The sequence below is a fragment of the Burkholderia sp. AU30198 genome (genome assembly GCF_020419825.1).
GTDB lineage: Bacteria > Pseudomonadota > Gammaproteobacteria > Burkholderiales > Burkholderiaceae > Burkholderia.
Map to the genome: position 1 here is coordinate 334,234 of NZ_JAIZSA010000005.1, position 20,925 is coordinate 355,158.

21 protein-coding genes and 1 pseudogene are annotated in these 20,925 nt (G+C 59.3%); 9 read left to right on the forward strand and 13 right to left on the reverse strand.

Annotation, left to right across the window (positions count from 1 at the left end):
* The first annotated feature begins 214 nt into the window (after positions 1-214).
* Positions 215-514, forward strand: coding sequence for an H-NS family nucleoid-associated regulatory protein (locus tag LGN19_RS14625; RefSeq protein ID WP_122949982.1), 300 nt, complete (start codon positions 215-217; stop codon positions 512-514).
* A 162-nt stretch (positions 515-676) separates the two neighbouring features.
* Here LGN19_RS14625 and LGN19_RS14630 read toward each other — a convergent pair whose 3' ends face one another.
* Together LGN19_RS14630 and LGN19_RS14635 are read right to left on the reverse strand one after the other, a co-directional pair.
* Complete coding sequence (locus tag LGN19_RS14630) at positions 677-1,009, reverse strand: cupin domain-containing protein (RefSeq protein ID WP_089452673.1); 333 nt, start codon at positions 1,007-1,009, stop codon at positions 677-679.
* A 223-nt stretch (positions 1,010-1,232) separates the two neighbouring features.
* On the reverse strand, positions 1,233-1,829 hold the full coding sequence (locus tag LGN19_RS14635; protein WP_226215473.1) for a nucleotidyltransferase domain-containing protein: 597 nt from the start codon (positions 1,827-1,829) through the stop codon (positions 1,233-1,235).
* Between the two features lie 711 nt (positions 1,830-2,540).
* Between LGN19_RS14635 and LGN19_RS14640 the strand changes: the two genes are divergently transcribed.
* Together LGN19_RS14640 and LGN19_RS14645 are read left to right on the forward strand one after the other, a co-directional pair.
* Positions 2,541-3,107, forward strand: coding sequence for a TetR/AcrR family transcriptional regulator (locus LGN19_RS14640; RefSeq protein ID WP_226215475.1), 567 nt, complete (start codon positions 2,541-2,543; stop codon positions 3,105-3,107).
* 99 nt (positions 3,108-3,206) lie between these two features.
* On the forward strand, positions 3,207-3,767 hold the full coding sequence (locus LGN19_RS14645) for a helix-turn-helix domain-containing protein (RefSeq protein WP_226215477.1): 561 nt from the start codon (positions 3,207-3,209) through the stop codon (positions 3,765-3,767).
* A gap of 149 nt (positions 3,768-3,916) precedes the next feature.
* Here the strand turns inward: LGN19_RS14645 and LGN19_RS14650 are convergent, their stop codons facing one another.
* Positions 3,917-5,083 (reverse strand): porin, encoded by a 1,167-nt coding sequence (locus LGN19_RS14650; protein WP_226215478.1) that lies wholly within the window; start codon positions 5,081-5,083, stop codon positions 3,917-3,919.
* A gap of 599 nt (positions 5,084-5,682) precedes the next feature.
* The gene (locus tag LGN19_RS14655; protein WP_226215480.1) at positions 5,683-6,090 is read right to left on the reverse strand and encodes a hypothetical protein; all 408 of its coding nucleotides are present in this window, start codon (positions 6,088-6,090) and stop codon (positions 5,683-5,685) included.
* Positions 6,091-6,481: 391 nt separating this feature from the next.
* Here LGN19_RS14655 and LGN19_RS14660 point away from each other — a divergent pair, with 391 nt between their 5' ends.
* The gene (locus LGN19_RS14660; protein ID WP_226215482.1) at positions 6,482-7,936 is read left to right on the forward strand and encodes a methylenetetrahydrofolate reductase C-terminal domain-containing protein; all 1,455 of its coding nucleotides are present in this window, start codon (positions 6,482-6,484) and stop codon (positions 7,934-7,936) included.
* A gap of 221 nt (positions 7,937-8,157) precedes the next feature.
* On the opposite strand, the gene LGN19_RS14665 is transcribed toward LGN19_RS14660, so the two are convergent.
* A complete protein-coding gene (locus tag LGN19_RS14665; protein ID WP_226215484.1) occupies positions 8,158-8,667 on the reverse strand; it encodes a flavin reductase family protein in 510 nt (169 codons plus the stop codon).
* Between the two features lie 291 nt (positions 8,668-8,958).
* On the opposite strand from LGN19_RS14665, the gene LGN19_RS14670 reads away from it, so the two are divergent.
* Positions 8,959-9,126: a hypothetical protein gene (locus LGN19_RS14670; RefSeq protein ID WP_226215486.1), complete on the forward strand. Its 168-nt coding sequence runs from the start codon at positions 8,959-8,961 to the stop codon at positions 9,124-9,126.
* 62 nt (positions 9,127-9,188) lie between these two features.
* On the opposite strand, the gene LGN19_RS14675 is transcribed toward LGN19_RS14670, so the two are convergent.
* From LGN19_RS14675 to LGN19_RS14690, 4 genes are all read right to left on the reverse strand, one after another.
* Positions 9,189-10,217, reverse strand: coding sequence for a methionine synthase (locus LGN19_RS14675; protein ID WP_174957705.1), 1,029 nt, complete (start codon positions 10,215-10,217; stop codon positions 9,189-9,191).
* A 27-nt stretch (positions 10,218-10,244) separates the two neighbouring features.
* Positions 10,245-11,228 (reverse strand): DUF1852 domain-containing protein, encoded by a 984-nt coding sequence (locus LGN19_RS14680; protein ID WP_226215488.1) that lies wholly within the window; start codon positions 11,226-11,228, stop codon positions 10,245-10,247.
* A gap of 491 nt (positions 11,229-11,719) precedes the next feature.
* Positions 11,720-11,926: a hypothetical protein gene (locus tag LGN19_RS14685; protein WP_226215490.1), complete on the reverse strand. Its 207-nt coding sequence runs from the start codon at positions 11,924-11,926 to the stop codon at positions 11,720-11,722.
* Between the two features lie 37 nt (positions 11,927-11,963).
* Complete coding sequence (locus LGN19_RS14690; protein ID WP_226215492.1) at positions 11,964-12,635, reverse strand: epoxyqueuosine reductase QueH; 672 nt, start codon at positions 12,633-12,635, stop codon at positions 11,964-11,966.
* A 287-nt stretch (positions 12,636-12,922) separates the two neighbouring features.
* Here LGN19_RS14690 and LGN19_RS14700 point away from each other — a divergent pair.
* Positions 12,923-13,108 (forward strand): annotated as a pseudogene (locus tag LGN19_RS14700) (IS30 family transposase); the annotation flags it as partial.
* A 27-nt stretch (positions 13,109-13,135) separates the two neighbouring features.
* On the opposite strand, the gene LGN19_RS14705 reads toward LGN19_RS14700, so the two are convergent.
* Positions 13,136-14,029 carry a LysR family transcriptional regulator gene (locus LGN19_RS14705; protein WP_226215493.1) on the reverse strand — a complete coding sequence of 298 codons (894 nt, stop codon included), beginning with the start codon at positions 14,027-14,029 and terminating at the stop codon, positions 13,136-13,138.
* Positions 14,030-14,135: 106 nt separating this feature from the next.
* On the opposite strand from LGN19_RS14705, the gene LGN19_RS14710 reads away from it, so the two are divergent.
* A complete protein-coding gene (locus LGN19_RS14710; protein WP_226215495.1) occupies positions 14,136-14,744 on the forward strand; it encodes a short chain dehydrogenase in 609 nt (202 codons plus the stop codon).
* A 391-nt stretch (positions 14,745-15,135) separates the two neighbouring features.
* On the opposite strand, the gene LGN19_RS14715 is transcribed toward LGN19_RS14710, so the two are convergent.
* Together LGN19_RS14715 and LGN19_RS14720 are read right to left on the reverse strand one after the other, a co-directional pair.
* The gene (locus LGN19_RS14715; protein ID WP_413227209.1) at positions 15,136-16,218 is read right to left on the reverse strand and encodes a porin; all 1,083 of its coding nucleotides are present in this window, start codon (positions 16,216-16,218) and stop codon (positions 15,136-15,138) included.
* Positions 16,219-16,594: 376 nt separating this feature from the next.
* On the reverse strand, positions 16,595-17,308 hold the full coding sequence (locus LGN19_RS14720; RefSeq protein WP_226215499.1) for a hypothetical protein: 714 nt from the start codon (positions 17,306-17,308) through the stop codon (positions 16,595-16,597).
* Positions 17,309-17,544: 236 nt separating this feature from the next.
* Between LGN19_RS14720 and LGN19_RS14725 the strand changes: the two genes are divergently transcribed.
* Positions 17,545-18,081 (forward strand): TetR/AcrR family transcriptional regulator, encoded by a 537-nt coding sequence (locus LGN19_RS14725; RefSeq protein WP_226215501.1) that lies wholly within the window; start codon positions 17,545-17,547, stop codon positions 18,079-18,081.
* A gap of 430 nt (positions 18,082-18,511) precedes the next feature.
* On the opposite strand, the gene LGN19_RS14730 is transcribed toward LGN19_RS14725, so the two are convergent.
* Entirely contained in the window at positions 18,512-20,122 is a 1,611-nt protein-coding gene (locus LGN19_RS14730; protein WP_226215502.1) for an MFS transporter, read from the reverse strand.
* Here LGN19_RS14730 and LGN19_RS14735 point away from each other — a divergent pair.
* Positions 20,033-20,905 (forward strand): LysR family transcriptional regulator, encoded by an 873-nt coding sequence (locus tag LGN19_RS14735; protein ID WP_226215504.1) that lies wholly within the window; start codon positions 20,033-20,035, stop codon positions 20,903-20,905. The two genes, LGN19_RS14730 and LGN19_RS14735, sit on opposite strands and share 90 nt — an antisense overlap.
* Positions 20,906-20,925 lie beyond the last annotated feature (20 nt).

Genomic DNA, 20,925 nt, shown 5'->3' on the forward strand with positions numbered 1-20,925 from the left:
GAAAGAAACCTGCCGCGAACGGTCAAAACGACGTGCCGTTGTCGATAAAAGTTTCCGGGTAATCCTCTACGTGCTCGTCAATGTGACACACTTTTCAGGTGTTCGAAGCAGTCCTGCATCACCGATTGAAGACAAAACACGTAGTCGGTGAGAATTTCCACGAATTTTCCCGTTGAAACCGCTATCATGTGTGTACTCAACCTGAAGAGCGATCATGGCGACTTACAAGGAACTGAAAGCCCAAATGGATGCTTTGGCCGAGAAAGCCGAAGCTGCACGTGCCGCGGAATTCCAGGCGATCGTCGACGACATCCGCACCAAAGTGGCGGAATTCGGCATTACCGAAAAGGACATTTTCGGTGCGCGTCGCGGTCGTCCGGCCAAGCAAGCGGCCGCCCCCGTGCAGGCAAAGTATCGCGACCCGAAGACCGGGGCAACCTGGTCGGGCCGCGGTCGCGCACCTGCATGGATCAAGGACGCGAAGAATCGTAATCGATTCCTGATCCAGGAATAAGATTCTCGACGCACACCGGCGCGCGGTTTAGCGCGCCGTCCTGCTATTTGGGCATCGATACCGGCGGTATTCAAAGACCGCGCCGGGTTGATGAGGCTTTGTCTCATTCGGCGCGCGGCGGCATGCTGCGCGCCCGATCGCTTGCCGCCCGATATTCCCCGTTCAACGTTCGTAATAAATCGCAAGCCAGACGGTTTGCGTTTCTTCGTGCGTCCACGCGACGCGATGGCGGCAATGCGGCTCGATCAGCACGTAATCGCCGGGATGCATTTCGTGGCGCGCCGGGCCTTCTTCGAATTCAAGCACGGCTGCGCCCGACAGCAGTACGACCCACTCGGCGCGTGAGTCGTCATACCAGAAGCCATCGGGGCTCGTGTGGCCCATCGAAACGATCCGCTCTACGTTTAGACGCTGCCCCGTGACGAGGAGGTCGATTCGCTCGTCGTCGCCGTGCTGGCCTTCCGCGGTGAACAGGTTACCGGTTTGCAGTTGCATGGCGCGACCTCGTCGTTGACATTCAAAGGATGGGGCGAGTTTGAAGGTAACGGGGAATGCTCACTGTCGTCCAGTGACCGCCAACTCGGCGGACTTGTTTCGCCGCGAAGGACATGGCGGAACACCGAGGTCCGTAGTCGACCGAGGACGGCCTAGGACCAACTCGCGTCAAGCCCCGCTGCAAACGTGACGACGATCCGTCAACCAAGACAACGACTCGCCATTACAACGCCTGCGCCCATTCATTGCCGGGATGGAGAACGTCGAGGCATTCTTTCAACCACGCGCGTTCGACAGCCGGCAGTTTCGGTAATGCTCTGTCGAAATCCTGTCGATCTTTCGGGCGCCGATCCCGGGCCTTGAACAGCAGTACGGCCGATGGATTCAGATAGGGAATGCCGTCGGCTGTTTTCATCACCATTTCGGCGCGCGGTCGTTTGAACGACGGATCTCGCTTGTAGGCCCACCATTCATTCGTTCCCGGCTCGATCATCATATCAATCCGCCAGCTTTCAGCCGCACAGTCGAATCCCCAGAATTGCATGATCCCTGACGGGGCATCCTGATTTTCCGGCAGCTTGTCGAGCACTCCGGCGTGCGCGGTGTAGAACGCCAGATCACCGAACGCTCGGCGGAAGGTGCCAAAGTCTTCCCGCAATACGGTGAATTCCAGATCGTCGTGTTCACGCGTCTGGGCGCCATGCCAAAGATCGAGGGCCCATCCGCCGACGACACACCAGGGCAAATGGATCGTGCTCAATCGTCGAGCAAGCTCGGCCGGATGCCAGGCGTTCCACGCATCCTGGTCAGGGATAGTCATTTGAGTACACATTCTTTTGAAGTAATTTACGCTGAACAATGCTCACCGGGATCGTTAGCGAACGTCGCAATACATCGATGCCTCGCTGCGATATCAATGGGCATGACGGCAAACAAACTGCCGCAGATCATCGTCAGTTTCGCACGCCTGGAGAAAGCGAACCTCGAGCCGATTTGGCAGGACGAAATCGGCCGGTTGTGATCAATCGATCCAGCGCAGTCCGAGACATTCGACGATCCCTTTCGGCGCTCAAGAGTCATTCGATCGCGTACCACGGCGAATGTTTTATCACGGAGATCGAAACGAGAGCATGATGCGAAATCACGCTCTTTCTGTCAGGGACTGTGCACCGGGCCCGCCTCGCTCACTGCGTGCGACGAGGAAGAGCAAGCGACCGACGGTGCGCATCACCCAGTGCTCGCTCGCTGACAACACCGCCCAAGGCGCTTGAAGAACGCTCTATCTCCTGTCGACGGCACTGGAGATGAAACCAACTGGCGACTCGTGCCATGTAGCAGTCTCCGCGCGTGTCGTCCGCCAGCTTGAAAATTTTAAACTGTCGCAAGTAAGCCCGAATACGTTGCATATAGTCACTTTTCACGGATCTTGAGCGTTGATTCCGGGAGGATTGACTTGCCACGGCACCGTATACAGACAGATCTGTATACTCCTGCTAAAGTGCGCGCCTGGCGTGTGAAACGGAGCAGCGTGATGAGCGCAAAGAGACAGGCTGTTGTCGACACGGCCACCCGACTATTTTCGGAATTCGGGTATCAGGCAGTGGGTGTCGACAGGATCATTGCAGAGTCGTCAGTGTCCAAAATGACGATGTACAAGTACTTCCCGTCGAAAGACGATTTGATCGTCGAGGTACTTCGTCAACGCCAACGGGTTACCTTCGACGACCTTGTCGCCTATGCGAACGCACGCAGCGACCCCACGGCGCGAATCGATGCCATCTTCGATTGGCATGATCTGTGGATTAATGGCCCTCTGTTCTACGGCTGCATGTTTATCAACGCGGCAACTGAACATCCTGAAGCTGACTCTGAGATTGCCAGAGCCTCAGCCATGCAGAAAGTGCATCTGCGCACTTTCTTCGAACAGTTATTGAAGCCGCTGACAGGCGAAAATCGGGCTCCGGTCTACGCGAGCAAGCTGATGATTTTGATCGATGGCGCCATCGTCGCCGCTCAAGTCTACGGCAACAAGAGCGCGGCAATAGAGGCGCGAGATGTCGCCAGGATGCTTCTGTCGGAAGCTGGCAAATCTGCTTGATGTCGAACCCGGCATGAGCCCTCGCACGCGTTCGGGGCGAACGGTGATACGAGCGATTGAGCGCAGCCTGTCCAGGCCGGATGAATCCTCTTTCCAGTCATGCCCAAGCAAAGACCTTTAACACCTGACAACGTTCGCCTCGGGAGCAAGATTCGAAGCCTCCGCAAGCGGCTAGACAAGACGCTTGAAGACGTAGCCACTGCGTCCGGACTCTCGAAGGGATACATGTCCCAAGTCGAGCGAGGCTATGCCTCCCCATCGTTGTCCTCTCTCACCCGCATCGCTACGGCTCTCGGCGTTGCGGTCGATTATTTTTTTAACCCGCTGGGCAACGATCTATCAATTTCGCATGCCGAATCAAGAACGTTTTTCAGCACGTCGGAATCACCCAACTGCTTTTCCCGTCTAACTGGCTATCGTGGCCCCGGTGAGATGGAAGCGGTATTGATTCGAACACCGCCGGGAGCGCGATGTATCGAATCGCCAACGTCAGCAGAACAACTGATATACGTTCTGAAAGGCGAGATCAAACTGACCCTGGATGGCAACGAATTTCCGCTACGGGAAGGCGATTTCGTGCAGTACAAAACGACGGCCCAGCACAGCGTCGAGAACATGGCACAAGCCGAGACCACCTTGCTCTGGATTGGAACGCCTTGACGCTCGCCGATTCGAACCAGCGCGCGATTGACTACGCATGCAGGACGGATTCGTCCGCATCGCAAGATTCATTTATGCCTGCCGCCTCATAGCGGAATGCTTCGTTGCCGGAGTAGTGCGCCCACTACTCCGGATTTTCGAGCCGGCGATCAGAAGCCGTGGTACATGCCGATGTTGACCTGAACCTGGTTACCGCCCGATGCGGTGTTGCCAAAGTCGGCAACCGAAGCCTGAGCGCCCTGAGCGTGAACGTAGCCACCCATGGCGTACAGCGCGGTGCTCTTCGACAGCGAGTACGTTGCACCCAGCGACACCTGGTTGATCGACGCCATCGTGCGACCTTCGGCAGCCAGCTTCGGCGTGGCCGCGGAACCGTAGACGTACGTATACCCGGTCGCCAGCGCCAGCGCCGGGGTTACCTGGTACTGCAGGAGGGCACCCAGCACGTTGAAGTGGATCGACGGCTGGCCAGCATTACCTTGGTACTGAGCGTTCGAGTAGCGCAAGCCAGCCGTGTACGGACCAATCTGGTATTGAGTCGCGACTTGCGCGATGCCCGCGCTCTTGAACGCATTGCCGCCGTTGTAACCCGAGCTCGGATAGCCCAGCGCACCACCGAAACTCGGTTGCGCCGTTGCGTTCATCCATCCGTTCTCACCCTGGTTTGCCGCATGGAAGTAGCCGCCGGCGACCGTCAGGCCACCTTGCGCGTAGTTCGCAGCCACCGACCACGATTGACCCGAACCCATCGCACCGGCAACGCCGCCGAACGAATACGCGCCTTCCGCCTGGAAGCCGTGGATGACCGGCGAAATGTACTTCACGGCGCTGTTCTGGTTCGTCGTGTTGTCGTTGTTGTCCACGTCGCCCGGGGTCGAGAATGTCGACGCCGAAATGGCGTCGCCCGTCAGGACTTGCACCATTTCCGTCACGGCGTCGAGCTGGCGCCCCAGGCGCACGGTACCGTACTGATCGGAAGCGAGGGAGACGTAAGCCTGCCGGTTGAACAACGAACGCGAGGAACCAATAGGCCCCTGGCCGCCTATGCCACCTGTACCAATGTTGAAACCGTTTTCGATCTTGAAGATCGCCTTGAGTCCGCCGCCGAGGTCTTCCGTCCCCCTGAGGCCCCACTTGTTCGAACCTGCGGCACCGCCATCGAGGCCGAACCGCTTGTGGCCATTGATGTTCGAGGTGTAGCCGATGCCTGCATCGAGCATGCCATACAGGGTGATCGACGACTGTGCCATTGCCGCCGACGATGCGGCGAAGGCAGCAACAGCGATAACGCTGACGTTGAATTTCTTGTTTTTCATCTGTATTTCACTGTCAGGAGTGGTTTCGGGATTGTTTGAAACGGGTTTTGTTGTATTCGAATGCAGATGACGGCGCACGGCCTGCGCGTCGTCTCAAGGTGCAACGGCCGGTGTCATATTCGACAAATCGGCATATTCAATCCAATCATTTCGTTATCCTCAAAATTTTCTACGGAGAGGTGCCACACGTGTCCACCCATCCGGCACTCCCCCGATTAGAACCGTCGCGGCGCCCCCTACCTGGACGAAACCCGCTCCGTTGCCTCCGTTGTCGCTCCAGCTATACGGCACCGTGAATTGATCGTGTGCCGAATCTCCTGCATGCAGCACAAGCACCTTGCCTTCCAGTTCCAGGCCGCTTCGTCGTCGATCGCGCAAAGGCACTCGCCCCCGCGTGGTGACTTTCGAGTGTGCCTTGCCTGCGGGCAGGCTCACGAGGATCCACTCGAACTGATCTCCACCCGCCGTACTCGTGATCCGGGCGAACAGATGTACCCAATCCGCGAAGCCAAAAAACCGAGCGGATCACCGCGCTTGGCCGAAGTTCCTCCGATCGCATGTCGAAGCAGTGCTGCGTCGTTACGCTCAACGCTCGCGCACTACCCGCAAGCGAGGGCGGTGATGACGAAGCCGGAACACACTTCACCTGCTCCCCAAATCGATCTGGATATAACGGTCACCATTACAGGCTGATTGAGCATCCCGTTCAGCCGCTGGTAACCTGGGTGAACCTTTCCACTGAGCACCAACGCAGCCGGGTCGCGCTTTGCAAGTGCAAAAACCATATCAGGAACATAAATCGTCGTCAAAATTAGTTTGATATAAGTTAATCTCGTTTGATAACCTGGCACTGCACCGGGATTTCCCTTATAGGAACTGGCACCGAGGCAAAGTATTGGCGAGATCCGCGCCTCGGTTTTGGCGGATCGTGACTGTTTTTTGTTGCCGGGCTTTTGGGAAAGCGCTAACAGAGTGCCCACACACTGAGGTGGATGCAGGCCCTCCATCGGGGGCCAGTCGGTTCAATGGATCGCACCTGCTGACCGGTCTCCTGTTGCTGATGGTGCGGGCTCCCCGCTGCGCAGGCACTGGCCGTCGGCTTTGCCATCGGTGTGCTGCTCAATATGGCGATGGCTGGCCTGTACACGTTGGCATCTCGACGCTATCCTGTCGCAGCTCGAACCCGTCGAGCCGGGTTTCTGCCTGGTACGCGCATGAAGGCGCGATGCTGTCGCCAACCGTTGCCGATTGGCTGCTGAACGCAAATCGGGCGCCCCGCGCAATTGTTCTTCTTTCATGCCGCCAGCCTGCTGTCGGCTAACGTCGCAGTCGTTGCTCTGCTATCGCCACGAGGCCGCGGCAACGACGCCCCGCTGATCTACAAGGTATCGAGCTGTCTTGAGTTCGTTGAAACAGGCGCTGAACGAAGGACGCTTCGTCTGCGTGCTAGAGGTCGTTCCTCAACAGTCCCCTTCGCGCTTGACCGCGTTTGAGCAAATCGTGCAACGCGGGCACTTGGCAGGCTGGCCGTTACTGCCCTCCTTCGCCGATCGTGTCGGCCTGCACTCGGACATGAGCCCGCTGGAAGGCGCTGCGGCATTGGGAAATCCAGCGTCGTCCTTGCTGCACTTTTCAGGCAAGGATCGGGAGCGTGCAGACTTGTTGCTCCAAATGGAGTCGATGAAGGCCCGTGGTCTGGAGCAGTTGTTGCTGCTCAGCGGTGATCGCTTGCCAGGCCACCATCCCGGGCAGGCACCCGTGCGCTATCTGGAGTCGGTGCCCGCGCTGCAGATTGCTCGCGAGCAATGCCCGGACTGGCTGTTGGGCGCTGCGTTGAACCCGTTCAAATACCGCGAAGAAGAAGGCGGCGCACAGTATCTGAAGGCGCAGAAAAAGCTTCTGGCCGGTGCCGATTTCTTTACCCTGCAACTGGGTTTCGATGCCGCCAAGCATGTTGAAGCCCAGACCTGGATGCGCGCTCAGGTACGCATGAAACCCATGCTGGCCTGTGTGATGAGGCTGACCGACAAGCGCGCGGCCGCTCTGCAGGCCGTACCCGGCGTCGTCATCACCGAATCCATGCGCGCGTTGTTGGGCAGGGAGCAGCAGGTATCGCAGGCCTATGCCAGCGCACGAAGCCTCGAGCGTCTGGCCCTGCAGATAGTGGGCCTGCAGCTGATGGGCTATGCCGGTGCTCATGTGTCCGGGTTGCATACGCTGGATGAACTGCTTTCGCTGGAGCAGGCGATCACCGAGCAGCGGGACAGCGTGACCTCACTGACCGAGTGGGACGAACGATGGCGCGCAAGCTGGCAGATGCCTGGGGTGCCCCAGGTATGCTTCGCTCCCGAAATCGATGCGTGGGAAATGGGGCAATCCGATGTCACCGCCACCCGCCGGGAGCGCCTGCGACACACGCTGCTCTCTACCGCACATAGCCAGCTCTTCGGTGGCACGGGATGGCTCAGCAGAGCGTTTGGCTGGAGCGTGACGCGGCCGATGTGGAAGGGCGGCGTGGCCGCGGATGCGCTACATGCTGTCGAACGGACGGTCAAACGGCCGCTGGTCGGCTGCGATACCTGCGGCCGTTGCCGGTTGCAGGAAACCCTCTACGTATGCCCCGAGACATGCCCCAAAGGCCTGGCGAACGGCCCCTGTGGCGGAACCCGGCTCAATCGTTGCGAATTTGGCGACCGGGAGTGCGTGCACAGCGTCAAATACCGGATTGCCAAATCGGCCAATCAGTTAGCGGTACTGGCGCAGACGTTGATTCCTTGCATCGAGGCCGGCAACCGGCACCGCAGCTCCTGGCCTGAATGGTTCGAGCCGGAAGATTCGACGCCGGAACGCTGAATCGAACCCCGGGACATGATGACTGGCCAAGCACCGATGGCCCCCGCCGAGTCGCCCGGACTGACAATCAACGCGCCGGAATTGCACGCGTGATCGCCACCTCGGCCCACCCTTCGATGGATTGATGCCGTGCCACTCCGGCTCTGGTGCCGAGCGTATTCACCGAGATGGTCAGGCGCTCAATTGATTGACACGTAAAAGAGGGCCACGGAAGTCAGCGCTCAAACCGCGTCATGCGCGGCGATGTTGCGATATTGCCCTTTGAAATACAGCAATGGCTGCGTAGCAGCAGCGTCTTGCACGTCTAACGCTTTCACTTCACCAATCACGATCAGGTGATCACCCGCGGCGTGTTCGGCGTAGATTTCGCAATCAAGCCAGTGAAGGCTGCCGACAATGATCGGGTTACCCAGCGGCGACGCTCGCCATTCGACTCCGTGCCACTTGTCCGTGCCTCGTCGAGCGAACTGGTTGGAGATCCCGACTTGCTCGTCTGACAGGATATTGACCACGAATCGACCTGCCTGGCGAATTCCAGGATAGCTGGCGGAACGGGACATGACGCTGAACGACACCAGCGGCGGGCTCATCGATACGCTATAGAACGACTGGCAAGTGAAGCCAATCGGCTCGCCATCAACGTGTGATGCAATGACCGTGATACCGGATGCGTAATGCCCGAGCGCTTCGCGAAAGCTCAATGGCTCGATGGCAGTGCTGGAAAGAGACATGATAGAGACTGAATACTGGGTGCGGCTCGAAAATGCCAAGGAAGGCCTGAAGTAGCCAGATCATTTTGGCTGACTGCATCGGTTGTCCATTTTGCAAGCGGCCCATCGATCACAATCAACCCAATCGCCCACTCGCTTCTCCGCGTCTGGCCGTCGCGAGCAGCACTCGGCGACAATTTTGCGCATAACTGGCGCACCGCTTCGGTACCGACCGGCACATATCGGCGTGCCGCTTGTCCATGAACTCACTCGGCATTCGTGCCGATGTGTGCCGTCGTACTGAAGCAGTACGTGCAGGCAACCCTCCCCCGGCGCTACCTGATCGACTTCGATCGTCAACAACTGCATGCGGGCTTGCTGGTGCTCGTTGGCTTGACCGGAATCGAAACAGGCCTTTGCTTCATCTTTACTCGGGAAATCCGGGCGGCGTATTCCACCCGATCCAGGGAGCCCGCCTGAGGCTCTCCCTGAAATTCAAACCAACGTCAATTCCCCGAGCCCCCTTCCGACTATGGCTCGGACTAGTTCGAGATTTCTCTTCGGACGATTTCCGCGCCCGCACTCAAAGCACTCAGCTTGCCTCGTGCTACTGCACGAGACAAGGGAGCCATGCCGCAGTTGGTACACGGATAGAGCTTGTCAGCATCGACAAACTGAAGTGCCTTTCGCAAGGTGCTGGCAACTTCCTCGGGCGTCTCAACGGTATCCGTTGCCACATCGATCGCCCCCACCATCACCTTCTTACCGCGAATGAGTTCGATCAGATCCATTGGAACGCGGGAGTTGTGACACTCCAGCGAAACCATGTCGATACTGGATTTTTGCAGCTTGGGAAAGGCTTCTTCGTATTGCCGCCACTCCGACCCCAGCGTCTTTTTCCAGTCCGTATTGGCTTTGATGCCATAGCCATAGCAAATATGCACGGCAGTCTCACACTTGAGACCTTCGATTGCCCGTTCCAGGGTCGCAACGCCCCAATCATTCACCTCATCAAAGAAGACATTGAATGCGGGCTCGTCAAATTGAATGATATCGACGCCGGCGGCCTCCAGCTCCTTCGCTTCCTGGTTCAGGATCTTGGCGAACTCCCAAGCCAGCTTTTCGCGACTTTTATAATGATCGTCATAAAGCGTATCGATCATGGTCATGGGGCCCGGCAGCGCCCATTTTATGGGTTGTGTGGTTTGCTGGCGCAGAAACCTGGCATCTTCAACAAAAACCGGCTTTTGTCGAGCCACAGCACCCACGACCGTCGGCACGCTTGCATCATAGCGATCGCGAATTCTAACGGTCTTGCGATGCTCAAAATCAACGCCGCTGAGGTGCTCGATAAACGTAGTCACGAAATGCTGGCGCGTTTGCTCGCCGTCACTGACGATATCGATGCCTGCATGTTGCTGCTCTTGCAACGACAGACGCAAAGCATCTTGCTTGCCCTCGATCAGCCCCTCATCCTGCAATTTCCAGGGCGACCAAAGTGTCTCGGGTTGTGCAAGCCAAGAGGGTTTAGGCAGACTGCCAGCAGTTGAAGTAGGCAACAATTTCTTCACAATAGATGACCTTGTGTTTTCGATTAATCAAAGCGCGTAGTTAGCGGACCACTGCTCGAGAACAGCGTGGTGCGGTTTGATGAAGTGCTCTTCGACAAACTTTCCCTGCTCGATCGCCAGCCGGCTGCGTTCTTCCCGATCGTAAACAATTCGGGTTAGCGAAAAATCCTCGTTCTTCAAACTTGGCTGATAGGATTTTCCTGCCGCAGAATTCGCGTTGTAAATCTCGGGCCGGTAAATTTTCTGGAACGTATCCATCGTGCTGATGGTACCGATAAGCTCGAGATCACTGTAATCGCCAAGCAAATCGCCGGAAAAATAGAATGCCAAAGGCGCGACACTATTCGGCGGCATGAAATAACGAACCTTCAACCCCATTTTCCTGAAGTATTCGTCAGTCAGAGAGTATTCGTCCTGCAGGTATTCAATGCCCAACACCGGATGCTGATTTGCGGTCCGATGATAAGTCTTGCTGCTAGAGACACTCAGGCAGATAACAGGTTGCTTTTTGAAGTTGGCCTTGTAGGCGCTCGAGTTCACGAAGCATTTGAACAGCTTCCCGTGCAGATCCCCAAAATTCTCCGGGGTGCTGAATTCGGCCCGATTCCTGGTGTGCTCCAGCAATAGAACGCTGAAATCGTAATCTCGCACGTAAGACGAGAAATTATTCCCGACGATGCCCTCGATGTGCTCGCCGGTTTTTTTATCGACAATATTCGTTTTCAATATTTCAATCAACGGAAGGGCGGCGCCACTGCTTTCACCATCCATGCTCATTTCAACGGAAATGATTTCAAGCTTGACGGCATAGCGATCGCCCTCAGGATTATCCCAATGCGCCAGCGCATTGAAACGATTGTCAATCATCCTGAAGGTGTTGCGCAGGTTCTCTTGACGACTCGTCCCTCTGGCCAGGTTGGCAAAATTGGTCGTGATACGCGTACTGTCTGACGGCCGATAGTCTTCATCGAAGCAAATGCGCTTGATGGCAAATGTAAAATCTTGACTCATGTTGATCTGACACCCTGATTTCCGAGATGAAGCCTGAATTCATCCCCTGGTTTTTCAATGCTTTCCGATTTTATTTCCTGGCTCTTGCTCAGAAATCTTTGAGATATCGGCATTCAAGACAAATTTTATGTCGAGCCATCCATGAATAAAAGTGAATATATTTCATCAAACCATTAATCATGTTCATGGTCCGGTGTGCAGGGTGGCCCGCTCGCCAACTCGCTCGTTTCGCACCTTCGCCGCCCGATGAAGGCCGGTACGCGGTCATACGACGCTTCATGCCCCAACGCTCTCGAGTCCAGGTGCATCTGCGTCAGGGGCCTTCCTTGCTTGCGGGGTTTGACCGCCCGGCGCTCAGCCAGGCAGAAAACCTGATGGCGCAGTCATGGAGCGAGCTTGCCGAACGCCCTGCGAGACAAGGAGGGTTCGCTTGCTTCGGATCGAAGCGAACGGCGAACCGCGAAATGACGCGCGCGTGAAAGCGGCGTCCCTCACTGCGGGGCCAAGGAACGACGAATGGCATGGCCGAAAACCGGTTCGACCGTGTGCTGAATCGCAGCAGATAAGGGGCGCAGGTCGTTTTCGAGTCGCTTCCGATGCGCCGGCGGAATGCCAAGTGCCTGCGCCATGGCGATCTGTGACTTGCGTCGGACGGCACGCGGCGTGACCAGGGTTGTGCGCGAGAATGGGATCTTCAAGCCGTTCTGCTTGTTGATCCGGGAACGGATGGCGAGCTCAGGATTCGATTGCGGAGTCGTCGTCGCCGTAGAACTTCACGCCCAGCTGAATGCGTTCCCGGCCGCTTTCCAGGCGATGCCGATTGGTGTCGCGTAGCGAGTAGACGCAGCCGCAATATTCTTGCTGGTAGAAGTTTTCTCGCTTGCTGATCTCGATCATGCGCGCCGAGCCGCCGCCTTTGCGCCAGTTGTATTCCCAGTACAGCATGTCGGGATAGTGCGAGGCCGCGCGCACACCGCAATCGTTGATCTGTTGCATGTTCTTCCACCGCGAGATGCCCAATGAACTGGTGATGACAGGGAAACCGTGCTCATGGGCATGCAATGCCGTGCGCTCGAAACGCATATCGAAGCACATGGTGCAGCGGATGCCGCGCTCCGGTTCGTTTTCCATTCCCTTGGAGCGCTCGAACCAGTTGTCACGGTCGTAGTCGGCATCGATAAATGGAATACCGAATTTCTCTGCAAACCGGATATTTTCCTGCTTGCGCAGTTCGTATTCCTTCAGCGGATGGATATTCGGGTTGTAGAAGAAGATCGTGAAGTCGATGCCGGACGCCTGCATGGCTTCCATGACTTCGCCCGAGCAAGGCGCGCAGCAGGAATGAAGCAGCACTTTCTTGTGCCCGCCTGGTAACGCCAATGGCGTGCGTTCGATTGTGGATGCCATGAGAAGTCTCGATGAAATACGCCCGCGTTCGCCGGACTGCGGAACCTAGAATTATGGTCGCCGGCCAAGGGAAATAAAAATGGAGATATTTCATGTTCCCATGAACGACGTTCATGGATCCCGCCAGGCCTTTTCGCTTGTTCGATAAATGCACGCAGGTAATCGATACCCCCGTCCGCCTCGCGAGCACCCTGAAAGATGTGTTTGCCAATGCCGTTCTCGCCCAGCCGTACCGGCACCACATCGAACCGGAATTTCTGTTTTACGTCTACGCCCGCATCCGGGCACGCGGCACGAACGAAAACACGAACGGGCTTCCGGGACAGCCCCTCCCGAAAGGAACCGATCTCTCTGCCTGCTCGCAAGCCACGCTCAACGCCATTGCCAGACGGCGCAACGAACGTCCACGCAAGACACTCAACCTCGATACACCGGCTGAACGGTGCCATCAAGCTGTTGCATCGTCCGGTTGAATCCACCGTCGACTACGCCCCCACCCGCTAGGACGCGTCCCGCGCCGCCACATGCTCTAGCAAATGCGCGACAAAGCGCGTCAGCTTCGGCAATGGCCGCCGATCATGCCGATACACGATATGAATCGGATGGGGCTCGGGCAAGTAGGCTTGCAACACCGGCACCAGCGCGCCACTCGCCAGATCGTGTGCCACCAGCACTTCAGGCTGCAACAACAACCCCGCACCCGCGATAGCCGCCATGCGCAGGCCATGACCATCGTCGCACGTAAAAACCGGATCCTTCGAAACCTGCGGCCCATCCCAGCCTTTGAGCTTCCACCCGTTACGGCCATTCCACACCGAGTGAGACAGGCAGTGATGCGCGCCCAGGTCCTGCGGCGTCTCCGGACGCCCATGCCGCGCGAGGTAACCGGGCGACGCACAGATCACCATCCGATACATGGCCAGCGGCTTCGCGATCAGATCGACATCGCCCAGCTCGCCAATACGAATCGCCAGATCGAACCCCTCGTCAACCAGATCGACGACGCGATTGCTCAACGCCAGCTCGATGCGCACGAGCGGGTACATCTGCTGGAAAGTCGCCGCCAAAGGCGCGATGACACAGGACCCGAAGGTAATCGGCGCACTGATCCGCAACGTGCCGGACGGCGATGCGCGCAACCGTTCGACCGACGTCTCGGCGATGCGCACATGTTCAAGCGCACGCCGGGCATCTTCGTAGAACACGCGCCCCGCATCCGTCAGGCTTTGCCGTCGCGTGGTGCGCTCCAGCATGCGCGCACCGAGGCGCTCCTCGAGTTCGCGCACATACTTGCCGACCATGACCGCCGATATGCCAAGCCGCTGCGCCGCCTCGGTGAAGTTGCCGCCTTCCACGACGGCAACGAAGGTTTCCATTGAACGCAGCTTGTCCATATTCCGAACTGGCGATTAGTAGTGTCGGAAATTAGAGCACATTTATCGCAATATTGGTTCGATGAACAATGGCTGCTCCAACCTGAAATCGAGAAGGAGTGGCTCCATGAAGATCGTTGTAATCGGCGCCGGTGGCGACGTAGGCCGTGCCGTGGCGGATGAGCTCGCGCGTGACGGAAAACACCACATCATTCGCGTGGGTCGCACGTCGGGTGACCATCAGGTCGACATCGCCCGTGACGAGAGCGTGAGCGCGCTGTTCGGAAAGATCGGGCAAGTCGACGCGATCATCGTGGCCGCGGGCAATGTCATCCTGGCTCCGATCGAAAAGATGACGGCGGCCGAATTCCACAAGGGATTGCAGGACAAGCTGCTGAGTCAGGTGCGCGTCGCGCTGGTTGGCCAGCACGCCCTGTCCGATGGCGGGTCGATCACGCTGACCTCGGGCATCGCGGTCGATGATCCGATTGCGCAAGGTGCCAATGCCGCAACGTCGAATGCCGGGATTGAAGGCTTCGTACGCGCTGCCGCATGCGATTTTCCACGCGGCATCCGGATCAATGCCGTGAGCCCGGCCATGCTGACGGAATCCATCGACCGGTTCGGTCCGTTTTTCCCCGGCTGTGAGAGCGTGCCGGCGGCACGCGTAGCAATGGCCTATCGACGCAGCGTGGAGGGGGTGCATAGCGGTCGCGTCTATCGGGTGGGTCACTGACGTAGACGGCTCGTGGCGCTTCGCGCTGCGTCTCAACCGATGGGTAAGCAGACATTGTGGGGGGGCCACAACTTCCAGCGTGGTGATCTGCCGGGAAGCGACACCGTCTCTGGCCCGTCAGCGGGTGAAGCCGATGTGTTGATCGAACGCGCTGCAGGCGTTGCGCCACCCGTGGACATCGGCAACGGTGAAAGCCGCGCTTTCCGCAACCGGCCAGCGAGACAATGCGACGATCACGTGCGTGGTTCTCGCACGTTGAAGCGCACCGTCAGTGGACTCGCGGTGTCCGCGCACCTTGCCTGAACGCCACGCGATGCCAGGACGCATTCGTGACATCGCCGCCAGCGTGATCGACTGGCGGCGATGTCACGGCATGTGTTTTCCGGACACGCTAGAAGAGGTGACGAACACCCGCGACGATGCCCACACTGCTGCCGGTTGGCTCATACAGCGCGCCATTCACCGTGAATCCGGTATGCATCAGCCCGTGGTTGTTCACACAGGCCGCGGCGCCATACAAGGTCGTGCGTTTCGACAGAAAGTAGTCCAGTCCGGCAGACGCCAGCAAAGAATGGTTCGCAGCGTCGTTGCTGTCCCGCATGTACCAAACGCCCACATCGGCGGACAGTGCCGGCGTGATCAGATATTCGCCCCCCGCCGAGTACACTTTCTCGTTGAAGGAGCCAGCGATCTTGTAGCTTGTGTACGATCCCTTGAGTGTTGCGCCACCCCAGCGATAGCTCGCGCCGAGCGTTCGACCGCTGAATTCGATCGTCGATGGAAATGGCGTCGACACGCTGGCTGACCCGCCGGGGTTTCCACTGAAGAGGGCCGCGTTCACGACCAGGTCTTTCCATTCGTATCGCACGCGAGCCGCATATTGGCGCCCTTTCTGAAATCCCTTCGGGTCGCCGCCCAGCGCAAGCAAGGCACTCGCCTGTATGCCGGCGATTGTCGGGCTCGTATAGGACACGGCATTGGCGACGAAAATGCCGGTCGCAAAAAAATTGCCCATGTAAATGCCTGCCTGACTCCCGAAGAACGACGCATGCCGCGCGTCCGTGTCGACGATCGCGAGTCCGAACGGCGAGTACTGCTGGCCGGCCTTGACGGTGCCGAAGTTTCCGGAGAGCCCCACGAACGCTTGCCGTCCGAAGAGATTCCCGTTCGAGTTGCCCAGCGCCCCATTGTTCGTGGTGAAACCGCTTTCCAGCGTGAAGATCGCCTTTGTACCGCCCCCCAGATCCTCGGTACCGGTGATGCCGAAGAGAGAACCCGAGATCCCGCCATCCGTTGCCGATACCTGATGCGGGCCGCTCGTCCCCCTTCCAGCGTCGAAGGTACGGCTCACGTACATGACGCCGGAGTCCACGACACCATACAGTGTGACGTTGCTTTGCGCATGCACTTCTGACGGCAGGCCCACTACTGCGATCGAGAGAGGGATCAGCAGCATTGGACGGAATGCTTGCATCTTGCTCATGTTTTAATGTCTCCTCCATTCATGCAGGACTACAAAATAATTGACTAACCATTGGCTCCCACGCGACGCTCGATGTATTGCGATCAAATGAGGTCGGACTGACAACCGCTTCGGCTGGCGTCCCCCGCGTGCTGCCAGGCATGCACGCCGACCGTCGGTTTTTCTCGACCCGCGGCGGATCTGGAACAGATGTCCGTCGCGACGCTGCCAGGGAATCGAATCGCCAATGGGTCGCGCATCGGCCGCGATCGGTTCACGGCATCCATGTCGCGGCGAGGCGGGAGCCAGTTTCCGCTGCTTTCCGATGCGCCACACGCGCGGCTCGCGCCGCACTTGCCCCCTCGGCGTGCGCGAACGGATGGGGTGGTCAGGTATTCACCGAAAGCGCCAACGGCATCAAGTCGTTGGCTTGCGTCCGCGAGAGAACGTATAGCTCAAACCAGTTGCACCACTCGACCATCAAGTGGTCCGAGTGGCCATGAACGAGCGCTTCCGGCGCGGTCGAGGGCCAAAAGATCTCCAGCCGCGCATCGAAGCCAGGAAGCGTATCCCTGAACTGGTGCAGCAAGTAACCCACGGTCACGCCATCGGACGTCTCGACTCGGCCCATCATGCGATGCGGCATATCGGGTGCCAGCTCGATCGGGATCCCGCTCCAGTCATCCAAATGACGGAGCTTCAAGAGGGCCGGCAACTTTGTATGGCCGGGTACTTCGAGAATGCCCACTCGCCCGTCCGGGAGCGGTAGCGCACCGAGATGCTCGGGGTGAGCACGGAGCATGGCAGGGCTGTTCGATCCGCCATAGCCCTCCCAGAACCAACTGATGAACTCCGCGCTGGTTCCCACCGAGACGTGCGCTTCGGCAACTGACGAACTGAAGCGACCTTGTGCACGCAGCGACCAATCCTTCTCGTTCGATTCGTGCTCCGCGATCTCCTTCGCGAACAGGCTGACCATGCCGTCTGCCCCGAGTTTCTCCATCAACAAGGCCATCATGTGGCGAGCCCTTTTTACCTCCATTCTGAGGATGTGCTCGCTGGCCACCTCCGTACCGGACTCGAAAAACGTCACTGCTTTCACTTGAACCTCCATAGCGTGGGTGAACGAGTTGCTATGTTTCCCGACTCGCCCCACTAACGCAAGTAAACTTGCGTTAGTGTTTACCGCATGCCTGCCGACCGTCGCCCGTCGTCGAGAGCGGACGGCCATGGCAAAGCGGGCCGTCGCCGAACGATGTGTAAAATCCGCTCATGCCAAAGTCAGCCGAACAAGAATCGCCGTCGCCACGTCGCCGCCTTGGCGGTCGCAGCGCACGCGTGCGCGAAGCCGTGGTCGCCGCCACGATTGCCCAATTGCAGGCATCGGGTTTCGAGGGGCTCAACATCGGCGCCATCGCCGCGCTCGCGGGCGTGCATGAGAGTTCGATCTATCGCCGCTGGAAGAGTAAGGAAGGGCTGATGATGGAGGCCGTCTTCGAGCTTTTCGCCGAGCACATCGCGATACCCGATCGGGGCTCGCTGCAGGCGGATCTCGTCGCGTTGCTGTCGGCAACCGTGCGCTACTTGCAAACGGGCGTCGGCAGGTCCGCGATTCAGTTTGTGCTGGCCACTTACAACGATGCGGCCGTGACGAGTGAACTGCACCGGCTTTGGACGAACCGCTTTGCGGCGGTTCAACAGGTGTTCGATCGCGCCGCGCAAGCGGGCGAGTGGCCGCAGGGGGCAGATCCGATGCCCCTGCTGCATTGCCTGATCGGCGCCGTTTATCTACGCACCCTGATCCTGCACGAGCGCGTCACGACCGATCAGATTCGAGAACTGACGCGTTGGATGCTTCGCGAGCGGAATGCCTGAGCATCGGGCACTCACCAAGGCCCGAGCATCCGGTTCATGCGAGCGCGCGGCGACACGCCCTCCGGTTTGATCGCGCGGGAATTGACCGCCGAAGGTTCAGCAATGGACACGTAACGCCGAAGCCGACCGCAGAGGTCTCGCAGCATTGAATGGCGAATCGGGTCGTCTACCGTCCTCGCGCAGGACGCAAAACGGTGAACCGACGTCACGCAGGCCGGACAACTGTCGAGCCACCACCGGCGGGCCTTGGCCGGCTTCGACCTGACGATCGCTTCCGCCCAGCATCCGACGGCAAACATGCCCGTGCAGATCCCCGTCCTGGCCCGGTCGCCGGCATCGAAGCGGCCCTGAGCCGCGTGATGGTCGAGGGTCGGCACATCGGATATCAACCGGCCCGAACCCGCCCCTGCTCCCCACTGCCTCACCCCCCTCAACGCTCCACTTCGGACAAGCGCGTGACCGTACTCGCCGCTCGCGCTCGAGTCCGCCCCGCCCCTCCCGCCCCCAGATTCCGCCAGGCCATCACCGCACCGACCACCAGCAGCAGAACCGACACGATCAGCGCCCGCGCCATCCCGTGAACGAACGCCACACCCCCTGCCTCGCGAACGAAGAAGCCAAACAACGCGACGCCCATCACGCCGCCCACCTGCCGGGCCGTGTTCAGCAACCCCGACGCCACACCTGACTGCGCACCGCTCACCGCCGCGAGCGCCGCATCCGTGATGGTCGGTATCGTCAGCGCGATGCCGCTGCCGGCCAGCAGCATCGGTATCGCGAGCAGCGCGTTGGAGTGCGCGGCGATGGCCGGCCACATCGCCAGATAGCCGACCGCGGAAATCGACAATCCGGCCGTCGCAAGCGTGCGCGCACCCAACCTCCCGGTCAGCCGCCCGGCAACGATGCTCATGGCCATCAGCACGCCCATCATCGGCAGAAACGCCACGCCCGTGCGCACGGGCGTCATATGCCAGACCGACTGAAACAGCAGGCTCAACGTAAAAACGATGCCGTAGAACACCAGATTCGCGATCGCACCGATCACGATCGAACTGCGGACGATCCGGTCCTGCCACAACGTGGCCGGCAACATCGCGTCCGGATTGCGCGCTTCCAGCCGGACGAACGCAATGCCCAACCCGACGCACAACGCGAACACACACACGATGATCGGACTGCGCCACCCCAGCGCACTGACCTCGGTCGACGCGAACGTAAGCGCCGCCAGCGCAAACGCACCGGTCAGTTGCCCGGGAAGATCCAGGTGCCGGCCGCGCTGCGCTGGCGTGTCGGGCGCAAACCGCCAGGTCATCCAGATACCGGCCATGCCGATCGGCACGTTGACCAGGAAAATGCTGCGCCAGCCGACTGCCGCGATGAGCAACCCGCCGGCCAGGGGCCCCGCCGCCAGCGCGATACCGCCGCCGGCGCCCCACCAGCCGATCGCGCGGCTGCGCGCCGCCGCGTCGTCGAATGCCAGGCGCAGCACGGCCAGCGAGTTCGGCACCAGCAGCGACGCGCCGATCCCCTGTACGAGACGCCACGCGATCAACGCGCCCATCGAATGCGCCATGCCGCAGCCGATCGACGACAGCGTGAAGATCGTGTAACCGGCCATGAATACGCGCTTTGCCCCCAGCCGGTCGCCGAGGGCACCTGCCATCAGCAGGGTCGCCGCGAACACGAGCGCATACGCGTTGACGACCCATTGCAGGTCGGTGACCGCTGCACCAAAGGCCGTTCGCAATGCATCGAGCGCGACATTGACGACGCTGACGTCGATCAGGACGACAGCAAAACCGAGGCACGCCGCCGTTTGAACCAGCCGCGGGTGAGGGGTGGAAGAGGTCTGCATCGGCAATCCTTCGCATTCGGAGGATTGAAGCGTAGAGGATTGCCTTCTGTGCGAATATTCCGCAAAACAGCACAGCAACCTGGAGAAAATGCACCGATGTTCGACTGGGAAAACCTGCGTTACTTTGTTGCCGTCGCACAGGCCGGGAGTCTTTCGGCGGCGGCCAGGCGGTTGAATGTCGACCATGCGACGGTCAGCCGTCGCTTGGGCGCACTCGAAACCGAATTGAAGGTGCGCGTGATCGACCGGTTGCCACGTGCGTGCCGGCCGACCGCCGCGGGCCGGCAGATGCTCGAATTCGCCGAGAAAATGGAGGAGCACGCATTTGCGATCGAGCGCCTCGCGCTCACGGAGCACCTGCCGATGCACGGCACCGTGACGATCAGCGTGCCGCCCGTACTCGCCAACAATTTCTTCGCGAATCATCTCCATGAATTCGCGCAATTGCATCCGGGCATTCGACTGTCGATGGCCAGCCAGGCGCAAAGCGTATCGCTCGCCCGTCGTGAAGCGGATATCGCCGTGCGCCTGTTCCGCCCCGAGGAACCGCAAAACGTGACGCGCAAGCTGGGCGAGATGGCTTTCGGGCTCTATGCGAGTCGCGACTATGCGCACGCGTCGACGCCCGACGATTGGCGCTTTATCTGCTACGACGCGCAATTCGCGGACATGCCGCATCAGAAGTGGCTCGCGTCGATCGCTCGAGGCCGCCGCATCGCCTGCGAAGTCAGCGATATCACGACGCAGCAGGTCGCGGCCCGCACGGGAATCGGCGTGGCAGGGCTTCCCGTGTTCATGGGCGACCGCGATCCCGGGTTGCGGCGCCTGCCGTTCGACGGGGAACCGTACTGCCGCGAAATCTGGCTGGTCGTGCATGCCGATCTCCGTCATTCGCCGTCGATTCGAGCGGCAATCGACTTCATCGGAGACGTGACGGGCAGGACCTTCGCACCGGCTTCCGCGCAGTAGCGACGGCCGTCACGGCCGCC